Raw genomic sequence first — 18,561 nt, 5'->3', positions numbered from 1 at the left:
ATATAAACACTATATGGAGGTATAGAGCACATATGGAAATGAATATGGGTAAATTCAGTGAAAAACTGGTAGAACTTCTGGAGCTTGCCAAGAAGAAAAAGAATGTACTGGAATACCAGGAAATCAATGACTTCTTTAAGGATCAGCCACTGGGAGTTGAACAGATGGAGAAAGTATTTGACTTTCTGGAAGCCAGTGGAGTGGATGTGCTTAGGATTACAGACAGTAATGCAGATGATATGATCCTGGATGATGACGATGCAGACATTGATAAGCTGGATGAAGAAGAGATTGAGCTTGACAAGATCGATCTTTCTGTTCCTGAAGGTGTAAGCATCGAGGATCCGGTACGTATGTATCTGAAGGAAATTGGTAAGGTTCCGCTTCTTTCAGCAGAAGAGGAAATCGAACTTGCAAAGAGAATGGAGAATGGGGATGAGGCTGCCAAGAAACGTCTGGCAGAAGCAAACCTTCGTCTTGTTGTCAGCATTGCAAAGAGATATGTGGGACGTGGAATGCTTTTCCTTGACCTGATCCAGGAAGGTAACTTAGGTCTGATCAAAGCGGTTGAGAAATTTGATTACCGCAAGGGTTATAAATTCAGTACCTATGCTACATGGTGGATCCGTCAGGCGATCACCAGAGCAATCGCAGACCAGGCACGTACCATCCGTATTCCGGTGCATATGGTTGAGACTATTAACAAACTGATCCGCGTTTCCCGTCAGTTACTGCAGGAGCTTGGACGTGAACCTACGCCGGAAGAAATTGCAAAAGAGATGGATATGTCTGTAGAGCGTGTACGTGAGATCCTTAAGATATCCCAGGAGCCTGTATCTCTGGAGACACCTATCGGTGAGGAAGAGGACAGCCACCTTGGAGACTTTATTCAGGATGACAATGTACCTGTACCTGCAGATGCAGCAGCATTTACTTTGCTGAAAGAGCAGCTGGTAGAGGTTCTGAGCACATTGACAGACAGAGAGCAGAAAGTATTGCGCCTGCGTTTTGGCCTGGACGATGGACGTGCCAGAACTCTGGAGGAAGTTGGTAAGGAATTTAATGTAACAAGAGAACGTATCCGTCAGATTGAGGCAAAGGCGCTCCGCAAGCTTCGTCATCCGAGCCGCAGCCGTAAACTGAAGGATTATCTGGACTAAGGAGCCTGTTATGCAGCTTTCATTACGTTTGTCTGCAATAGCAGGCCTGGTGACCAGGGGAAACAGACTTGTGGATGTGGGATGCGATCATGGATACCTGCCGGTTTCGCTTTATCTGGATGGAAAGATTCCGGGTGCGATTGCCATGGATGTAAGAAAAGGCCCGTTGTCCAGAGCGCAGGAACATATTTCTCAGTATGGACTGGACGCATACATAGAAACCCGGCTTTCAGACGGACTTGAGGCTTTGAAACCGGGAGAGGGCGACACTCTTGTGATCGCAGGAATGGGCGGCCCTCTCATGGAGAGGATTCTTACTGACGGGGCAGAGGTCAGGGAGAGCTTTCGGGAAATGATCCTGCAGCCTCAGTCAGATATCCCCCATTTTCGCAGATTTGTCAGAAAAATCGGCTGGCAGATCACAGAGGAGGAGATGGTTCTGGAGGATGGCAAGTTTTATCCTATGATGAAGGTAATTCATGGAGAAAAGATGCATATTTCAGAAGATACTCCTTATACTTTAGATGAGTGGTTTGGAGGAATGCTTCTGGAAAGAAAGCATCCTGTTCTGCGGGAGTATCTGGAAAGAGAGCTTCGCATCCGCAATGAGATTCTTGACAGATTAAAGAATGCGCCCAATGCAGAGAAGCGTGCGGGCGAGATAGAGGAGGAAAAGCAGGCAGTTATTGCTGCTTTAGAGGAATATGAAGGCATATGAACTGACCTCCTGGCTGGAGAAGAAGTACCCGTCAGATGCAGCAGAGGACTGGGATAACGTAGGACTTCTCGCAGGAGATGATACAAATGAGATCAGCCACGTGTTTCTGGCTCTGGATCTGACAGAGGAAACACTGGCTGAGGCCATAGAGGATGGGGCAGATATGATCATTACCCATCATCCCATGATCTTTTCCGGAATTAAGAAGATCAATAATCACAGCTTTACAGGAAGAAAGATCCTTACGCTGATACAGAAAGGAATTGTTTATTATGCGATGCATACCAATTATGATGTGCTGGGTATGGCAGATCTGAGTGCAGACTATACGAAGATGCATGATACCACAGTCCTTTCCGTAACTGAAGAGAGAGAGGGAGAAGTACAGGGTTTTGGCAGAGTTGGGAAACTTCCCCGGGAAATGACGCTGAGAGAGTATGCACAGCTTGTCAAAGAGTCTCTGAAGTTAAATGATGTAAAGGTTTATGGGAATCTGGACAGCATGGTAAAATGTGCTGCTGTATGTACAGGATCAGGCAAGAGCATGATCAAGGATGTCATTAAGGCCGGTGCGGATGTGTATGTGACCGGTGATATCGACCACCATACAGGAATTGATACGGTTGCGCAGGGACTGGCGCTGATCGACGCCGGACACTATGGAACAGAATATATTTTTATGGATGCAATGAAAAAAGAACTGACACAGGCATTTCCGGAACTGAAAATCTCCTGTGCAGAGGTAAAGAGCCCGTACACGATTCTGTGATACGGGTTCTTACCATATAATAATGAAATTATAAATGAAAATTGGCTGATCTGCCTGTTGGCGGCGGAGCTGATAACTGTATTTACTTGTCGGTATAGCAGAAATGGAGGCAGGATTTATGGGACAGAAAATGTATAACGTTACGATACAGGGAATAACAAAACAATATCCTGAGAAGATTCCTTACAGTGAGATTGTAAAGGAATACGAAGGAAGTACGGATGCACCTGTAATGCTGGTGATCGTAAATGGCAGGCTGAGAGAACTGCATAAGCATCTCAAGGCAGACTGTGAGATTGAATTTGTGACATCCAAAGATCCGATCGGACACAAAACTTATTGCAGAAGTGCAAGTCTGATTCTTCTGAAAGCAATTTATGATGTGGCAGGGCAGGAAAATATAGACAGTGTAATGATCCATTATTCTGTAGGCAGCGGCTATTATTTTACAATGAAAGGACCTATGGCGCTGGATCAGGAATTTATTGATAAGGTAAAGGCGCAGATGCACAGGATCGTGGACGAGAATCTTCCCATTGTAAAGCGAAGCGTAAGCACTAGTGAGGCAGTTGCACTTTTTCATAAGCATCATATGTATGACAAAGAGAAGCTGTTTAATTACCGCAGAAGCTCTGCGGTGAATCTTTACAGTATTGGAAGTTTTGAGGATTATTTCTACGGTTTTATGGCGAACCATACGGGATATATTAAGACGTTTGATCTGTTTTTGTATGAGGGTGGTTTCGTACTGCAGCTTCCGACTCAGAATGAACCGGACCGGATACCTGAATTTAAACCGAGGGAGAAGATTTTTCGTGTGCAGAAGGAATCTCAGGAATGGGGAGATAAACTGGATATTGCGACAGTTGGTGATCTGAATGAAAAGGTTACCAGAGGCGGTATCCAGGATATTTTGCTGATCCAGGAAGCTATGCAGGAGGCAAAGATTTCGGAAATCGCATCTGAGATTGCCGCAGCCGGAAACAAGAAGTTTGTTATGATCGCAGGTCCGTCTTCTTCCGGAAAGACTACGTTTTCACACAGGCTGTCTATTCAGCTGGCTGCCCATGGAATGAAACCGCATCCGATCGCAGTGGATAATTATTTCATTGACAGGCACCTGACTCCTGTAGATGAGTTTGGGGAAAAGAATTTTGAGTGTCTGGAAGCGATTGATGTGGAGCAGTTTAATAAAGATATGCTTGAGCTTTTGGAAGGAAAAAGGGTAGAGATGCCGGTTTTCAATTTCAAAACAGGAACCAGAGAATATAAAGGTGATTTTCTGCAGCTGGATAAAGACGATATTCTGGTGATCGAGGGAATTCATGGATTGAATGACAGGCTCAGCTATGCGCTGCCAAAGGAGAGCAAATTTAAGATTTATCTCAGCGCTCTGACTCAGCTGAATATTGATGAACATAACAGGATTCCTACTACGGATGGCCGTCTGATTCGCAGAATTGTAAGAGATGCCCGCACCAGAGGGACTTCCGCAAAAGAGACAATTGCAAGATGGCCGTCTGTGCGCAGAGGTGAAGAACAGAATATCTTTCCGTTCCAGGAGGATGCAGATGTAATGTTTAATTCTGCGCTGATCTATGAACTGGCATGTCTGAAAGTATATGCGGAACCGCTTTTGTTTGGGATTGCCAAGGACGAACCAGAGTATACAGAGGCGAAGAGGCTGCTGAAGTTCTTTGAATATTTTGTTCCGGTGCCAAGCGAGGCAGTACCGAATAATTCGATTTTAAGAGAATTTATCGGCGGAAGCTGCTTTAATGTGTAAAATAGTAGAATGAAAGTTACTGTTCACACGCCACTATCCCGCGAGGTGTTTTGGCATGAATATGCCAAAATCCCGAGACATACAAGCCAAAATTCCATTGCCGCAGGCAATTTGAAATGAATTTTGGCAACGTTACTGAGAACGGAGTGAACAGTAATGAATGAAATTTCTTTACAAGTGCAAAAAAACGTGCTAGAATAGCACTTGCGCAACCAGGCCAGGTAATCGCGGCTGAACAGACGAAAGGGTTCAGACGAGGAAAGTCCGGGCTTCGCAGGGCAGGATGCCGGATAACGTCCGGTGGAGGTGACTCCCAGACCAGTGCAACAGAAATAAACCGCCTCACTTGCTGAGGTAAGGGTGGAAAGGCAGTGTAAGAGACTACCGCCGTCCTGGTAACAGGCCGGGCACATGTAAACTCCATTCGAAGCAAGACCGAATAGAAAGCGATACGGCTGCCCGTCGTGCTTTCAGGTGGGTCGCTTGAGCCTTATGGCAACGTAAGGCCTAGACAGATGATTACCCAATGACATAACCCGGCTTATCGGTCTGATTGCGTACAAAAAAACAGAACGGATTTCTTCCGTTCTGTTTTTTTGATATTTGTTTTATTATTTATTGCGTTTACCTGTATATTTCTCTTCGCAGTATTTACATCTGTAAACTTCTTTCTCTTTATCTGCAAGAACAAAGATCTGGTCGAGTCCCTGTTCAATGGAAGTGATGCAGCGTGGATTCTTGCATTTGATCACGTTGACAACCTGATTCGGAAGTTTCAGTTCTTTTTTGGCAACGATCTTCTCGTCCTTGATTACGTTTACAGTAATGTTATGATCGATAAAGCCGAGAATGTCAAGATCAAGATTCTCAACCGGGCATTCAACCTTGATGATATCTTTCTTACCCATTTTGTTGCTGCGCGCGTTCTTGATGATGGCAACGGTGCAGTCAAGTTTATCAAGCTTCAGATCATGATAGATAGTCATGGCCTTGCCTGCTTTGATATGGTCTAATACATAACCTTCGCGAAGTGCTCCAACATTTAACATGGTAATTTTACCTCCAGTAATGTGAGAATCAGGGCCATACGTACATATACACCGTACTGTGCCTGTTTGAAATAAGCTGCTCTCGGGTCTGCATCCACCTCTGTTGAGATTTCATTTACACGTGGAAGCGGATGAAGAATGTACATGTCTTTTTTTGCAAGTTCCATTTTCTGTTTGTCCAGAATGTAGAAATCCTTCATGCGGACATAGTCTTCTTCGTTGAAGAAACGTTCTTTCTGTACACGTGTCATGTAGAGGATATCAAGATCCGGTAAGGCATCTTCCAGTCTCTCTACTTCCTGAAATTCGATATTGTTCTTTTTCAGAACATCCTCGCGGATATAGCTTGGGATGCGAAGCTCTTCCGGTGAGATCAGAATGAATTTTACATTTGTGTAACGTACAAGTGCTTCGATCAGGGAGTGAACTGTACGTCCGAATTTCAGGTCGCCGCACAGACCAATGGTCAGATTGTCCAGACGTCCTTTCAGGGAACGGATGGTAAGTAAGTCGGTTAATGTCTGGGTAGGATGTTGATGACCACCGTCGCCGGCGTTGATAACAGGAATAGAAGAAGCCATAGAAGCTACTAACGGAGCACCTTCTTTCGGGTGGCGCATAGCACAGATGTCAGCGTAACAGGATACAACGCGGATTGTATCGGCAACACTTTCACCCTTTGAAGCGGAACTGGAATCAGCTGATGAAAAACCAAGAACTTTACCGCCAAGGTTCATCATAGCAGCTTCAAAGCTGAGACGGGTACGGGTGCTTGGCTCATAGAATAAAGTTGCCAGTCTTTTATCATCGCAGACATGTGCGTATTTATCAGGGTGTTTCTCAATATCGCTGGCCAGGTCAAGAAGAGTATTTAACTCATCAACAGACAGATCCAGCGGACTCATTAAGTGTCTCATTTCATACCTCCATATTTTACTGGTTCAGGAATTTTTATTTAATCCTTCATAACATCATATAATAATCAGGTGCTTTTTTCAAGAGAGTTTTCCAAGTATTTTCTCAAAAAAAAGTCCGGCTCCGAACCAGAGGGGAGCGTAGTCCGGTCTTATCAGTCCCCGGTAATTCAGAGGAGTGTTGCTGTAGTCCCAGGGACACATATGAAAACAGCGCAAAAGAGCACCGCTGATAAATTCCACGAAGAAAAATCCGACAGTATAAATGCAGCCGCGGACAAAAAGCGGGACAGCAGAAAGTTTACCGGAGAGCGGGCGGATGATGGCACCGCATCCGTAAATGGGAAACATTAAAAGGGAAGTTTTTCCTGTCATGGTAAGTTCTCCTGAAAGGATGGAATGCAGTCCGGTCCAGAGGATTTCCATGCACCAGCCCGTCAGACCGCAGAGAATGAAAGCTTTTTTCATAGGTAACGCTCCTGTATAAATTTCTATGATTCTAGTATTGCCTGCCTTGAAAAAAACATACACGTAGGATATAATGAGAACACGTTATTACACTATAGCAATGAGGTGCCTTATGCGCAAAAGGAACGTGTGGAGGGGATCTCATGGAAATAAGAGGAGTTTATTATGAATTATCAGGAAAGCCGGGAGTACATAGACAAAATCACCCGGGAAATTCCCAGTGTCCTGGGACTGGAGCATATGCGTGAGCTGATGAAACGTCTTGGAAATCCACAGGATGATCTGAAATATGTGCATGTAGCCGGTACCAATGGCAAGGGTTCTGTCATTGCTTTTTTGTATTCTGCTTTATCAGGTGCGAGATATCGCATTGGAAGATATGTTTCGCCTACCCTGTATTCTTACAGAGGCAGGATGGAAGTTTCGGGAAGCAGGATCAGCAGAGAGGACTTTGCTGCTTATATTACACAGGTGTCTGATGTTATTGCTGCTATGACAAAGGATGGTTATCCCCATCCCACTGCATTTGAAATAGAGACTGCGGTGGCATTTCTGTTCTTTAAAAAAGAGAATTGTGATCTCGTTTTGCTGGAAGTGGGAATGGGCGGAAATCTGGACGCCACAAATATTATTAAGAATACGCTGCTGGCAGTGCTGGTATCGATCAGTATGGATCATATGTCTTTTCTTGGAAATACTCTGGCACAGATCGCAGAGAAGAAAGCCGGGATCATCAAAGACGGCTGCAGAGTGGTGACTGCCAGACAGAAGCCGGAAGCAATGCAGGTGATCGAGAGGATCAGCAGAGAACATGGTACAAAATGTACCATAGCAGATGCTTCTGAGGCAGAGGTGCTAAAGGAAAGCTGCCTTGGACAGACAATCCGGTACAGGGGTGAAGAGTATGAGATTCCGCTGGCTGGTGTTTATCAGAAGGAAAATGCAGTAGTTGCACTGAATGCTTTAAAAGTATTGGATGAGCTGGGCTTTCCCACTGCTGCGGAGCAGAAAAAAGAAGGGCTTCGCACAGTAAACTGGAACGGACGGTTTACAGTTATCTGTAAAAAACCGCTGTTTGTGGTAGACGGGGCTCATAATCCTGCTGCTGCGGATATGATGGCAGCTTCAATAGAGCATTATTTTAAGGGAAAACGGATCATCTATATTATGGGAGTGTTTGCAGATAAGGATTACAGAAGTGTGATTCAGAAAACTGCGCACTTTGCAGACCGGATACTTACGATCCAGACTCCGGATAATATAAGGGCGTTGCCTGCCGGAGAGCTGGCGAAGACTGTCAGTGAATACAATCCCAATGTACAGGCAATGGATACGATTAAAGATGCAGTGGAGGAGGCTTTTTCACTTGCCGGGGAACAGGATGTGATCATTGCCTTTGGTTCTCTTTCCTTTATCGGAGAGATGACTGATATTGTAGAGAATTTGTGAAAGTAAAAAGGTATAACATAAATGATAGATTTACAGGAATGCAGAAATGAAATAGATAAGATCGACAGCGATATCATACGTCTTTTTGAACAGAGAATGAAGGTGTGTGAGGATGTTGCAGAATATAAGATACGTACAGGAAAGAAGGTTCTGGATCCGGAAAGAGAGAGACAGAAGCTGGAGGTCCTGAGAGGTAAGGCGCATGGAGAATTTAATCAGCTTGGTGCGCAGGAGCTTTTTCAGCAGATCATGGCGATCAGCCGTAAGAGACAGTATCAGCTTCTCACAGAGCATGGAATCGAGGACGATGAGAAACTGGAAATGGTAGATGCACTTCCGCTGAAAGATGTAAGAGTTGTCTTTCAGGGTGTGGAAGGTGCATACAGCTATGCTGCAATGAGGGAATATTTCCAGGACGATATTGAGAGTTTTCATGTAAAAACCTGGCGCGATGCAATGGAAGCAGTTGTGGAGGGAAGAGCAGACTATGCGGTACTTCCCATTGAGAATACAACTGCCGGTATTGTTGCTGATATTTATGATCTTCTTACAGAGTATGAGCTTAGCATTGTAGGAGAACAGATCATCCGTCCGGAGCATGTACTTCTGGGACTGCCGGATGCTGAACTGGAGGATATCAGACAGGTATGTTCTCATCCTCAGGCACTTTCCCAGTGTGGAAAATATCTGGAATCTCATCCGGACTGGAAGAAGAAAGAGATGGAAAATACTGCCGGTTCTGCCAAGAAGATAAAAGAAGACAATGACAAGACGCAGGCAGCTATTGCCAGCAGACAGGCAGGAGAGCTTTACGGACTGAAGATCCTGGCTGAGAATATCTGCTATAACGGACAGAATGCCACACGTTTTGTGATCGTGAGTAAGAAACCGATCTATGTGAAGGATGCACATAAGATCAGTATTTTCTTTGAACTGCATCATGAGAGCGGAACTCTTTACAATATGTTGTCTCACATTATTTATAATGGACTGAATATGACGAAGATTGAATCCCGCCCGATCACAGGGAAGAACTGGCAGTACCGTTTTTTTGTTGATTTCGAGGGAAATTTAAAGGACAGTGCAGTGAAGAATGCCCTGAGAGGAATTGAGGCAGAAGCTGACAGAATGAGAATTTTGGGAAATTATTAAAAATCATTTCCATAATGCCAGAGCGTGTTTGAAAAATCATTTCCACAATCTGCACGTCCCACTTTGCGGCATATTTTGCGTAAAGCATTTTTCAAACACACTCTGGTACATCGTTTTCGAAATAATTATACCACTCACAGCAGAACAATAAGATAAAACAACAAGGTAAGAAGGAAGTAATAAAAATGGCTAGATTAAATGAATGCATCTTATACCGTAACTTTGAACATGGAGAAATCCTTGATAAAATGGCAGAACTGATGAATGCCTGGGAACAGAAAGCACCTGATCTGAAAGAAAAGGAAGGGCTGTTCTTTGAGTGTGCCAACGGACTGGTGGAAACTGCCGGCGCTTATGGATTTTCCGGAAATTTATGGCACTGTTATCTGACATTTCTTCTGGTAAATAATGAAAATGCATTCAGTACAGCCTGTGAGATCAGAGGGGCTGTCAACGGAAGTATTAATGAACTGGCACTGAATGATTTCGGTGTGTTTAAAGAACTGTATGATTTTGACCTGACTGTACTGGATGAGGCATTTGGAATTTCCTGCTGTAAGGTTCTCGGTGATTATACCAACACCGGAAGTAACAGCAAGATGTTTAATTCCCGTATCAGAGACCGTATCTGTGATCTGAGCAAAACGCTGGCAGCAGCGGAGTCCACAGAGGAATTCATGAAGGATATGGTACAGTTTTATAAGGATTTTGGTGTGGGTAAGCTGGGATTACATAAGGCTTTTCGTGTAGGCCATGATGAGAATGATAATGTGGAGATCCAGCCGATCACAAGGATCGCTCATGTGAAACTGGAAGACCTGGTCGGATATGAAATCCCGAAGCAGAAACTGATCGAGAATACAGAAGCTTTCGTAAGAGGCAGAAAGGCAAACAACTGTCTGCTTTTTGGTGATGCGGGTACAGGTAAATCCTCAAGTATCAAGGGAATCCTGAACCGTTATTATGATGAGGGACTTCGTATTATCGAGGTGTATAAGCATCAGTTTCAGGATCTGAATGATGTGATCGCCCAGATCAAGAACAGAAACTATAAATTCATTATCTATATGGATGATCTGTCATTCGAGGAATTTGAAATCGAATATAAATATCTGAAGGCAGTGATCGAGGGTGGTCTGGAGAAGAAGCCGGACAATATCCTGATCTATGCAACAAGTAACAGAAGACATCTGGTAAGAGAGAAATCCAGTGACAAGCTGGAGATCATGGATGATGACGATCTGCATTCCTCCGATACAGTGCAGGAGAAGCTTTCACTGGTTTATCGTTTTGGTGTCCGTATTTATTATGGTGCACCGAGCAAAAAAGAATTCCAGACAATTGTGAAAGCTCTCGCAGAGAGAAACGGAATTACCATGCCGGAGGACGAACTGCTTCTGGAAGCAAATAAGTGGGAGCTTTCCCATGGAGGACTTACAGGACGAACTGCACAGCAGTTTATCGACCATCTGCTGGGTGTGGAGAAGGAATAAAAAAGCAAATAGATGAATGGTAAAGGGGGAACGCATATGGCAGTCATGACATTTGCAGCCATTGATATCGGATCTTATGAAGTCAGCATGAAGATCTTTGAGATGTCAAAAAGAATTGGTTTTCGTGAACTGAATGATGTCAGATACAGTCTGGAAATCGGAAAGGGTGTCTATTCTGACGGAAAGATCGATTCAGAAATGCTGAATGTTTTATGTGAGGTGCTGAACGACTTTAAGAGGCTGATGCAGGACTTTGGGGTGGAAGAGTATCGTGCCTGCGGCACCAGTGCATTCAGAGAACTTGTGAATCCGCTGCTGATCATTGAACAGATCTATCAGCGTACAGGAATGAAAATTGAAATATTAAGCAGTGCAGAACAGCATTTCCTTGGGTACAAATCAATTGCTGCTATAGAAAAGGGATTCAAAAAGATGATCCAGAAAGGCACCGCGATCCTGGATGTGGGCGGCGGCAGCCTTCAGGTTTCCCTCTTTGACAAAGATGCACTGGTCACTACCCAGGGACTTAAAATGGGAAGTTTAAGAATCCGCCAGCGTCTGCAGGAACTGGAGAAAACAACCATTCATTATGACAAGCTGGTTGAGGAATTTATCCGAAATGACCTGATGAGCTTTCAGCGTCTGTATCTGAAGGATAAGGATATCAGGAATGTGATCCTGATGGGAGATTTTATTACAGATATGATCTTCCAGGAGGAAATGGAAGACAGGATCATTACAAGGGAAGAGTTTATGAAACGCTATGAGGATACAGTTGGAAAATCTGTTGACCTGCTGGCACAGGAGATGGAGATTGATCCGGAATATGCATCCCTTGTTGTGCCGACCATGGTAGTGTGCAGAAATTTTATTGATATTTTCAATGCAGAGTCTCTCTGGGCACCAGGTGTTTCCCTGCTGGATGGAATTGCCTATGATTTTGCAGAGAAGAAAAAATTTCTCAAAAGTGTCCACAATTTTGAGAATGACATTCTGGTTACATCAAAGAACATTGCGAAACGCTATTCCAGCAGTAAGAGCCATATCCAGGGAACTATGAATCTTTGCCTGAATATCTTTGACAGTATGAAGAAGGTTCATGGTATGGGAACAAGAGAGCGTCTGTTACTGCAGATCGCAGCACTGCTTCATGATTGTGGCAAATATATCAGCATGGAAAAGGTTTCCGAGTGTTCCTATCAGATTATTATGTCTACAGATATTATTGGTCTGTCCTCTATGGAGCGCCAGATGATCGCATGTGCGGTCAGATTCAATAATTCTGCGTTTGTTTATTACGATGAACTTTACAGTATGGGAATCGCTATAGACAGAGAGAGCTATATCAAGGTGGTAAAGATGACTGCAATCCTTCGTCTGGCGAATGCCATGGACAGAAGTCATTATCAGAAAGTAAAAGGAATCAAAGCAGTGCTCAAAGACAGAGAACTGCAGATGATCGTGGATTCTGCACAGGACATTTCCCTGGAACTGGGACTGCTGAAAGATAAAGAGGCATTTTTTGAAGAAGTATTTGGCATTCGTCTGGTTCTCAGACGCAAGGGCAGAGCGTAAAGGAGGATGAACTTATGGACTTTGAAAAATTTGAAAAGAAAGAATATTTCGTGAATCGCGAGCTGAGCTGGCTCAAATTTGATGAGCGTGTTCTGAGTGAAGCAAGAGATAAAAATCTTCCTTTGTTTGACAGACTGAAGTTCTTAAGCATTACCGCATCCAATCTGGATGAATTCTTTATGGTGCGTGTGGCGTCTCTTAAGGATCAGGTACATGCAGGATATCATAAAACAGACATTGCAGGAATGACAGCCAAGGAACAGTTAAAAGAAATCAGTGTCCGTACCCATGAACTGGTTCATGTACAGTATAATACCCTGAACCGTTCTCTGATCCCTGCGCTTGAGAAAGCAGGAATGCACCTGGCGGCAGCCCATGAGAATCTTACAGAAGCACAGAGTGTATTTGTAGACAGATACTTTGAGGATAATGTATATCCGGTACTTACACCGATGGCGATGGATTCTTCCAGACCGTTTCCGCTGATCAGAAACAAGACATTAAATATTGGTGCTCTGATCTCCAAGAAGGAGAAGAGTGATAAACTCAGCAAAAAGGATAAAACAGGAGAACTTCTGTTTGCTACAGTGCAGGTTCCGTCTGTGCTTCCAAGGGTGGTGCAGATTCCGTCAAAGAAGGATGGAGATACCACAGTGATCCTGCTGGAAGAGATTATTGAAAGAAATATTGACAAACTTTTCTTGAGTTATGATGTGATATGTGCCCATCCTTACCGTATTATGCGTAATGCGGATCTTACCATCGATGAAGATGAGGCAGAGGATCTGCTGGTGGAGATCCAGCGCCAGTTAAAGAAACGTCAGTGGGGTGAGGTTATCCGTCTGGAAGTAGAGGATAAGATGGATGAACGCCTGCTGAAGATTCTGAAAACGGAATTTGACATCAAAGAGGCAGATATTTTTGAGATAAACGGACCTCTGGATCTTACCATGCTTATGAAAGTATATGGCGCGGATGGCTTTGATGCTTACAAGACACCGAGATATCAGCCGGCACCTGTACCGGAATTTCAGAATGAGAAGGATATTTTCCAGGTGATACGTGAGGGCGATGTATTCCTGCATCATCCTTATATGAGCTTCGATCCTGTTGTAAATTTCGTACGTCAGGCAGCAAAAGATCCGGATGTTCTGGCTATTAAACAGACTCTGTATCGTGTCAGCGGCAATTCACCGATCATTGCTGCCCTTGCGCAGGCAGCAGAAAACGGCAAACAGGTTTCCGTACTGGTAGAGCTGAAAGCACGTTTTGATGAAGAAAATAATATTGTATGGGCGAAGAAGCTGGAGAAGGCAGGATGTCATGTAATTTATGGTCTGGTAGGCCTTAAGACACACAGCAAGATCACACTGGTTGTGCGCAGGGAAGAGACAGGAATCCGCCGTTATGTGCATCTGGCGACCGGAAACTACAATGATTCCACTGCAAAACTCTATACAGACTGCGGTATCTTTACCTGCGATGAACGTTTCGGTGAAGATGCAACAGCAGTATTTAACATGCTCTCCGGGTATTCAGAACCAAAAAGCTGGAATAAGCTGATCGTAGCACCAATCTGGATGAAAGACAGATTCTTAAGCCTGATCGAACGTGAGGCGGAGAATGCAAAGAAAGGACTTCCGGCGTTGATCCGCGCAAAGATGAATTCCCTCTGTGATCCGAAGATTATTGCAGGATTGTATTATGCATCTTCCTGCGGAGTTCAGGTGGAGCTTCTGGTAAGGGGGATCTGCTGTCTGAAAGTAGGAGTGCCGGGAATCAGTGAGAATATTCATGTCCGTTCTATTGTAGGGGAATTTCTGGAGCATAGCCGTATTTTCTATTTTGAAAACGGCGGAAACCCGGAAATCTATATGGGAAGTGCGGATTGGATGCCGCGTAACCTTGACCGCAGGGTAGAGATTGTTTTCCCTGTGGAAGATGAGAAGATTAAGAAAGAGCTGGAGCATGTACTTGATCTGGAGTTTAAGGATAATGTAAAAGCTCATATCCTGCAGCCGGATGGAACTTATGTGAAGCCGGATAAACGAGGCAAAGCCCAGATTAACTCTCAGATGGAATTCTGTATGGAGGCAACTGAGAAAGCAGCACTTCATAAACACGAAGAAAAGAAATCCCGCGTATTCATTCCGGCAGAGCCTGCGGAGGATATAGAGGAATAAGAAACAAGAAACAGTCAGAAACAGAAATAAATAACTGGGAAATGCCATGGAAAGCGGTGGAGCTGCCATGGCATTTCTTCTCTGGGACAAAAAAATAAAAATTTTTTTGTGGCAAAAACCGCATAAATACAGGGCTTTTTGAACGAAAAATTCGAGAAAAATAAAAAAATTGAAATTTTTTTAAAAAAGTACTTGCATTTTAGAAAAAGATGGTGTATATTAAACGAGTCGACAGCGAAGAGCGAACGACAGATAAACAAATGGCCAGTTGGTCAAGGGGTTAAGACGTCGCCCTCTCACGGCGAAAACACGGGTTCGATTCCCGTACTGGCTGCTACGAAATAGTGAGAATTTAACCAGAGTTTAAGCTCTGGTTATTTTTTTTGTCAGGGATTTCCCCTGACATGTTGTATGTCTTTGTGGACAAAAATGATTGAAGAACCAGGAGATTTCATCTGACAACAGAGGAGTAATATTTGGAAAGGAAGAACGATATGGCCACTGATGAAGAACTTTATGGGCAATATCTGTGCGGTGATGAGACAGGACTTGAACTGTTGATAAAAAAATACGGCGATCCGCTGACCTTATACATCGATGGTTATCTGCATGACGTCCACGAAGCGGAGGACTTAATGATGGAAACCTTTTCCTGGCTGTTTACGAAAAAGCCCCGCATCCGGGATGGATGTTTTAAGGCTTACCTCTATAAAGCAGCGCGGCACATGGCTTTGCGCCACAAAAGCAGACGGCGGATTTTCTTCAGCCTTGACGACCTGGCCAGAGAACCGGAGGCACAAACGCTGGTGGAGGAGATCGTCCGCACAAAAGAACGGAATCAGATCCTGCATCTCTGCATGGACGAGTTAAATCCAGATTATCGGGAGGCTCTTTATCTGACCTATTTTGAGGGCATGAGCTATCAACAGGCAGCTGAGGTTATGGGGAAAAGTGTAAAGCAGATCACAAATATGGTGTACCGGGGGAAAGAGCGTTTACGCGTATTATTGAAACGGGAGGGTATTGCAAATGCTGAAAAATGAGGAACGGATTGCTGAGGTAAAACGGCGTATTGCAAAAAAAGAACAACAGCAGAGAATGCGGCGCAGACGGATTGTCTCTGCTGTCTGTATAGCGGCATGTTTTGCAGTGATCGTTGGGGTTTCATTTGCCATGCCCGGTATTGTCGGACAGATCGAACCCGGTATTTCTTCAGGATTTGAAACTGCGGCAACAATTTTGGGCGGCAGCACCGTACTGGGATATATGGTGATCGGACTGCTGGCTTTTATCCTCGGCGTGTGCGTGACTGTTCTGTGCTTCCGCATCCGTCAGCTGAACAAAGAGGAGCAGACGGAGAAACAAAAGGAGGACAATGGGGATGGAGCTGATCAGTAACCTTTTTCAATTCGCTGTTACCCTGCTAGGCTTTTGTATGAGTGGCATTCGGTATCTGAAAGATCGAAAACAGGCACATTTCCTGCTGACCTGCTTTTACGGATGCTTTGCCCTTGGCTCTCTTTACTGGACGCTGTATCTGCTTTTGTTTTCTGAAACACCACAGGTCTTTTATGTGTCAGAGTTCGGCTGGGTAGCCAGTGTGGTTTTCCTTTATCTTCTGCAATACACCCTTTCTTCTGATGAGGAAAGAAGATTTTCGACAGGAAAAGCCCTGATTGCCCCTTTGATCGGTGTTCCGCTTTGTGTGTTTTACTGTACCTTTGGGGATGTTCTCTCCAATCTGCTCTGGTGTGGCATGATGATTGTTGTTTCTTATCATTCCATCCGGGGTCTTGCTTATGCGCAGATACAGACGGGAACAGCGTGTAAGATGCGGTATTTCCACATTGGGGTACTGTGCTATGTGGCGGTGGAGTATGTCCTTTGGATCTCCGGCTGCCTGTGGCCGGGCTATTCCATTTCCGCTCCCTATTGCTGGTTTGATCTTCTGCTTACAGGCTGCCTGTTTGCACTGCTGCCAGCCACAGGAAAGGCGGTGCAGGTATGACATATATTGAAAACGTATTTCTTTGCATGGTCTCACCCCTGCTGATCGCTGCTCTGTGCATGGGAAAGCGGCAGAGAAAATTCTTTCTGTTCTGCTTTGCCGGGATGGGTGCCTGTCTGCTTTCCGCTTACATCAACACCTTTTTCGTTGCACTTTATAAAGCGGACACCTTTGCAGCTACCACAGAGATCGCCCCGGTGGTGGAGGAAGTGATGAAACTTCTGCCATTGCTCTTTTATCTGCTGATATTTGAGCCGAAAGCGGAGCAGATCAAAAATGCAGCCGTGATCACAGCTCTTTCCTTTGCCACATTTGAAAACGTCTGCTATCTGATCCAAAACGGAGCCGGTCATTTTTCTTTTATTTTCTTCCGGGGTATTGGGACAGGAGCCATGCACGTGATCTGTGGTGCCATTGTCGGCGGTGGCCTTGCATATGTGTGGCAGAGAACATGGCTGAAGATTGCCGGAACCTGCGGTCTGCTGGGAGCGGCAATCACTTTTCACGCAATTTATAATCTTCTGATCGCCTATGGCAGTGCAGCACAGTATATTGCTTATCTGCTGCCTGTACTGATCCTGGCAGCGGGAAAACTGATTTTCCGCAGTTCGATACAATAATATAACCTGATTTTTCTCTTTTGGGAGCTGTTTCGGCAGCTCTCAAATTTTTTTGAAAAAATTTGATTTTCAGGTGAGAGTTTTTCGCTTTTTTTGTACCTATATAAGTGAAAGACTTTTAAGACTGTTTTTGTGGAAGGAGGTTGGAAGGCATGTACGATACAGAAAAGCGTATCGAATTGGTAAAAAAGCGAATGCATGAATACCACCGCCGCCAGGAGCGGCGCACAGTCTGCCGTCTGTCCGTTCTGTGTACCATGCTGTTCCTGTCCCTTGTGGGGGCAATGGGGATAATGCAAAGCCGGCCAATAAACACCACGGGAATGTACGGCACAATTCTGCTGCATGAAGGCGCAGGCGGCTATGTATTGGTGGCTGTCATTTCCTTTACTGTGGCAGTCGTGATTACCGCATTATGTATCAAATTCAGAAAAAGAGAACAAAAGAGTCAAGACGCAGAAGATCATGTATAAAGAAAGGAGAGGTGAACGTATGAAGAAAAAGTTATTAGCCGGGATTCTGGCGCTTGCACTGTGTTCCACCAATATGCCCCCCCAGACCATATTTGCGGGGGAATTTACTTCAGGAAATCCGGATGTAGTGTCTGAGGAAGATACTCCAGAGATTTTTACCAATGAGGAGCAGGAAGCAGCAGGAGAGACAAATGAGGACTTGTTTGTATTCAGTTCGGAGGAGGTTCCTGAATTTAACGATACCCCCGATGAGACAATGGCTGCTGCGGAAAATGCACGGATTAAAGAAATTGACTTAATCAATAGTACTGAAGTCAAAAACGGAGCTTATACTATAAGTTCGGCAGGAGATTACAAATTCACATGCAGTAATAGCCAGGAAACGGCAAATAGAATTGTGGTTAATGGAGATACTATTTTAGAGCAAGACAACATCAACATTTATCTTGATAACGTAAATATCAAAACATCTGCTGATCCGGCATTGCAAATTCAAAGTAGTGTTCAAGCTCAAGTTTACATATATTTAGAAGGAATCAATAATCTTAACAGTGAATGGCAGGCAGCCTTACAGAAAGATAACACTGCCAAACTTACAATAGATAAGTCTCCAAACACTACCGGAGAATTAATTGCCACAGGTATTTTTGGTGCCGGAATTGGCGGGGGTCGAGGGAACACCGGCAGTAACATTACCATTAGCGGTGGATCCGTAACTGCTACTTCTTCTTTTGGTGCCGGAAT

General features: G+C 44.4%; 17 protein-coding genes, 1 tRNA gene, 1 other RNA gene and 2 pseudogenes. 17 read left to right on the top strand and 4 right to left on the bottom strand.

Features of this window, described 5'->3' with window-relative positions; all coding sequences use genetic code 11:
* Nucleotides 1–32: 32 nt before the first annotated feature.
* The 5 genes from rpoD (at nt 33) to rnpB (ending at nt 4,993) form a co-directional block, all read left to right on the top strand.
* Entirely contained in the window at nt 33–1,160 is a 1,128-nt protein-coding gene (gene rpoD, locus LJE09_RS10250) for an RNA polymerase sigma factor RpoD (protein WP_008707631.1), read from the top strand.
* A gap of 10 nt (nt 1,161–1,170) precedes the next feature.
* Complete coding sequence (locus tag LJE09_RS10245; RefSeq protein ID WP_008707630.1) at nt 1,171–1,878, top strand: tRNA (adenine(22)-N(1))-methyltransferase; 708 nt, start codon at nt 1,171–1,173, stop codon at nt 1,876–1,878.
* Nucleotides 1,865–2,647, top strand: a complete 783-nt coding sequence (locus tag LJE09_RS10240) for a Nif3-like dinuclear metal center hexameric protein (protein ID WP_008707629.1) — start codon at nt 1,865–1,867, stop codon at nt 2,645–2,647. The genes LJE09_RS10245 and LJE09_RS10240 overlap by 14 nt, the downstream gene beginning before the upstream one ends.
* Before the next feature lie 118 nt (nt 2,648–2,765).
* Nucleotides 2,766–4,433, top strand: coding sequence for a nucleoside kinase (locus LJE09_RS10235; protein ID WP_008707628.1), 1,668 nt, complete (start codon nt 2,766–2,768; stop codon nt 4,431–4,433).
* 209 nt (nt 4,434–4,642) lie between these two features.
* An RNA gene (gene rnpB / locus LJE09_RS10230) (RNase P RNA component class A) lies at nt 4,643–4,993 on the top strand.
* A 51-nt stretch (nt 4,994–5,044) separates the two neighbouring features.
* Here the strand turns inward: rnpB and LJE09_RS10225 are convergent.
* The 3 genes from LJE09_RS10225 to LJE09_RS10215 all read right to left on the bottom strand — a co-directional run bounded on the left by LJE09_RS10225 (nt 5,045) and on the right by LJE09_RS10215 (nt 6,864).
* On the bottom strand, nt 5,045–5,482 hold the full coding sequence (locus LJE09_RS10225) for an aspartate carbamoyltransferase regulatory subunit (RefSeq protein ID WP_008707627.1): 438 nt from the start codon (nt 5,480–5,482) through the stop codon (nt 5,045–5,047).
* The gene (pyrB, locus tag LJE09_RS10220) at nt 5,476–6,399 is read right to left on the bottom strand and encodes an aspartate carbamoyltransferase (RefSeq protein ID WP_020993668.1); all 924 of its coding nucleotides are present in this window, start codon (nt 6,397–6,399) and stop codon (nt 5,476–5,478) included. The genes LJE09_RS10225 and pyrB overlap by 7 nt, the downstream gene beginning before the upstream one ends.
* A gap of 78 nt (nt 6,400–6,477) precedes the next feature.
* Nucleotides 6,478–6,864, bottom strand: a complete 387-nt coding sequence (locus tag LJE09_RS10215) for a putative ABC transporter permease (protein WP_008707623.1) — start codon at nt 6,862–6,864, stop codon at nt 6,478–6,480.
* Between the two features lie 165 nt (nt 6,865–7,029).
* Between LJE09_RS10215 and LJE09_RS10210 the strand changes: the two genes are divergently transcribed.
* Both LJE09_RS10210 and pheA read left to right on the top strand, forming a co-directional pair.
* On the top strand, nt 7,030–8,313 hold the full coding sequence (locus tag LJE09_RS10210; protein ID WP_008707621.1) for a bifunctional folylpolyglutamate synthase/dihydrofolate synthase: 1,284 nt from the start codon (nt 7,030–7,032) through the stop codon (nt 8,311–8,313).
* A 21-nt stretch (nt 8,314–8,334) separates the two neighbouring features.
* Entirely contained in the window at nt 8,335–9,465 is a 1,131-nt protein-coding gene (gene pheA / locus LJE09_RS10205; protein WP_008707620.1) for a prephenate dehydratase, read from the top strand.
* Between the two features lie 19 nt (nt 9,466–9,484).
* On the opposite strand, the pseudogene LJE09_RS19175 reads toward pheA, so the two are convergent.
* Nucleotides 9,485–9,553, bottom strand: a pseudogene (locus tag LJE09_RS19175) (DUF6783 domain-containing protein); the annotation flags it as partial.
* Between the two features lie 97 nt (nt 9,554–9,650).
* Here LJE09_RS19175 and LJE09_RS10200 point away from each other — a divergent pair.
* The 10 genes and pseudogenes from LJE09_RS10200 to LJE09_RS10155 form a co-directional block, all read left to right on the top strand.
* Nucleotides 9,651–10,958: an ATP-binding protein gene (locus LJE09_RS10200; RefSeq protein WP_008707619.1), complete on the top strand. Its 1,308-nt coding sequence runs from the start codon at nt 9,651–9,653 to the stop codon at nt 10,956–10,958.
* Nucleotides 10,959–10,994: 36 nt separating this feature from the next.
* Complete coding sequence (locus LJE09_RS10195) at nt 10,995–12,533, top strand: Ppx/GppA phosphatase family protein (protein ID WP_025577169.1); 1,539 nt, start codon at nt 10,995–10,997, stop codon at nt 12,531–12,533.
* A 14-nt stretch (nt 12,534–12,547) separates the two neighbouring features.
* On the top strand, nt 12,548–14,716 hold the full coding sequence (locus LJE09_RS10190; protein ID WP_227311295.1) for an RNA degradosome polyphosphate kinase: 2,169 nt from the start codon (nt 12,548–12,550) through the stop codon (nt 14,714–14,716).
* 262 nt (nt 14,717–14,978) lie between these two features.
* Nucleotides 14,979–15,050: transfer RNA gene (locus LJE09_RS10185), tRNA-Glu, on the top strand.
* 142 nt (nt 15,051–15,192) lie between these two features.
* Entirely contained in the window at nt 15,193–15,759 is a 567-nt protein-coding gene (locus tag LJE09_RS10180) for an RNA polymerase sigma factor (protein ID WP_227311293.1), read from the top strand.
* Entirely contained in the window at nt 15,746–16,114 is a 369-nt protein-coding gene (locus LJE09_RS10175; protein WP_227311291.1) for a DUF4179 domain-containing protein, read from the top strand. Before LJE09_RS10180 ends, LJE09_RS10175 begins: the two co-directional genes overlap by 14 nt.
* A complete protein-coding gene (locus tag LJE09_RS10170; protein WP_227311289.1) occupies nt 16,098–16,724 on the top strand; it encodes a histidine kinase in 627 nt (208 codons plus the stop codon). Before LJE09_RS10175 ends, LJE09_RS10170 begins: the two co-directional genes overlap by 17 nt.
* The gene (locus LJE09_RS10165; RefSeq protein ID WP_227311288.1) at nt 16,721–17,344 is read left to right on the top strand and encodes a PrsW family glutamic-type intramembrane protease; all 624 of its coding nucleotides are present in this window, start codon (nt 16,721–16,723) and stop codon (nt 17,342–17,344) included. The genes LJE09_RS10170 and LJE09_RS10165 overlap by 4 nt, the downstream gene beginning before the upstream one ends.
* A gap of 152 nt (nt 17,345–17,496) precedes the next feature.
* A complete protein-coding gene (locus tag LJE09_RS10160; RefSeq protein ID WP_227311286.1) occupies nt 17,497–17,817 on the top strand; it encodes a hypothetical protein in 321 nt (106 codons plus the stop codon).
* Nucleotides 17,818–17,836: 19 nt separating this feature from the next.
* Nucleotides 17,837–18,561, top strand: a pseudogene (locus tag LJE09_RS10155) (hypothetical protein); the annotation flags it as partial.

The organism is Blautia sp. DFI.3.45, from assembly GCF_020593505.1.
In the GTDB taxonomy this organism is placed as follows: domain Bacteria; phylum Bacillota; class Clostridia; order Lachnospirales; family Lachnospiraceae; genus Blautia_A; species Blautia_A wexlerae.
The sequence above is the reverse complement of the archived record's forward strand: the minus strand, read 5'-3'. Positions and strand labels throughout refer to the sequence as shown.

Excerpts from the sequence above, each read along its gene's own strand:
- rpoD (WP_008707631.1), top strand. The coding sequence starts at position 33 with ATGGAAATGAATATGGGTAAATTCAGTGAAAAACTGGTAGAACTTCTG.
- LJE09_RS10245 (WP_008707630.1), top strand. The coding sequence starts at position 1,171 with ATGCAGCTTTCATTACGTTTGTCTGCAATAGCAGGCCTGGTGACCAGG.
- LJE09_RS10240 (WP_008707629.1), top strand. The coding sequence starts at position 1,865 with ATGAAGGCATATGAACTGACCTCCTGGCTGGAGAAGAAGTACCCGTCA.
- LJE09_RS10235 (WP_008707628.1), top strand. The coding sequence starts at position 2,766 with ATGGGACAGAAAATGTATAACGTTACGATACAGGGAATAACAAAACAA.
- LJE09_RS10225 (WP_008707627.1), bottom strand. The coding sequence starts at position 5,482 with ATGTTAAATGTTGGAGCACTTCGCGAAGGTTATGTATTAGACCATATC.
- pyrB (WP_020993668.1), bottom strand. The coding sequence starts at position 6,399 with ATGAGACACTTAATGAGTCCGCTGGATCTGTCTGTTGATGAGTTAAAT.
- LJE09_RS10215 (WP_008707623.1), bottom strand. The coding sequence starts at position 6,864 with ATGAAAAAAGCTTTCATTCTCTGCGGTCTGACGGGCTGGTGCATGGAA.
- LJE09_RS10210 (WP_008707621.1), top strand. The coding sequence starts at position 7,030 with ATGAATTATCAGGAAAGCCGGGAGTACATAGACAAAATCACCCGGGAA.
- pheA (WP_008707620.1), top strand. The coding sequence starts at position 8,335 with ATGATAGATTTACAGGAATGCAGAAATGAAATAGATAAGATCGACAGC.
- LJE09_RS10200 (WP_008707619.1), top strand. The coding sequence starts at position 9,651 with ATGGCTAGATTAAATGAATGCATCTTATACCGTAACTTTGAACATGGA.
- LJE09_RS10195 (WP_025577169.1), top strand. The coding sequence starts at position 10,995 with ATGGCAGTCATGACATTTGCAGCCATTGATATCGGATCTTATGAAGTC.
- LJE09_RS10190 (WP_227311295.1), top strand. The coding sequence starts at position 12,548 with ATGGACTTTGAAAAATTTGAAAAGAAAGAATATTTCGTGAATCGCGAG.
- LJE09_RS10175 (WP_227311291.1), top strand. The coding sequence starts at position 15,746 with ATGCTGAAAAATGAGGAACGGATTGCTGAGGTAAAACGGCGTATTGCA.
- LJE09_RS10170 (WP_227311289.1), top strand. The coding sequence starts at position 16,098 with ATGGAGCTGATCAGTAACCTTTTTCAATTCGCTGTTACCCTGCTAGGC.
- LJE09_RS10165 (WP_227311288.1), top strand. The coding sequence starts at position 16,721 with ATGACATATATTGAAAACGTATTTCTTTGCATGGTCTCACCCCTGCTG.
- LJE09_RS10160 (WP_227311286.1), top strand. The coding sequence starts at position 17,497 with ATGTACGATACAGAAAAGCGTATCGAATTGGTAAAAAAGCGAATGCAT.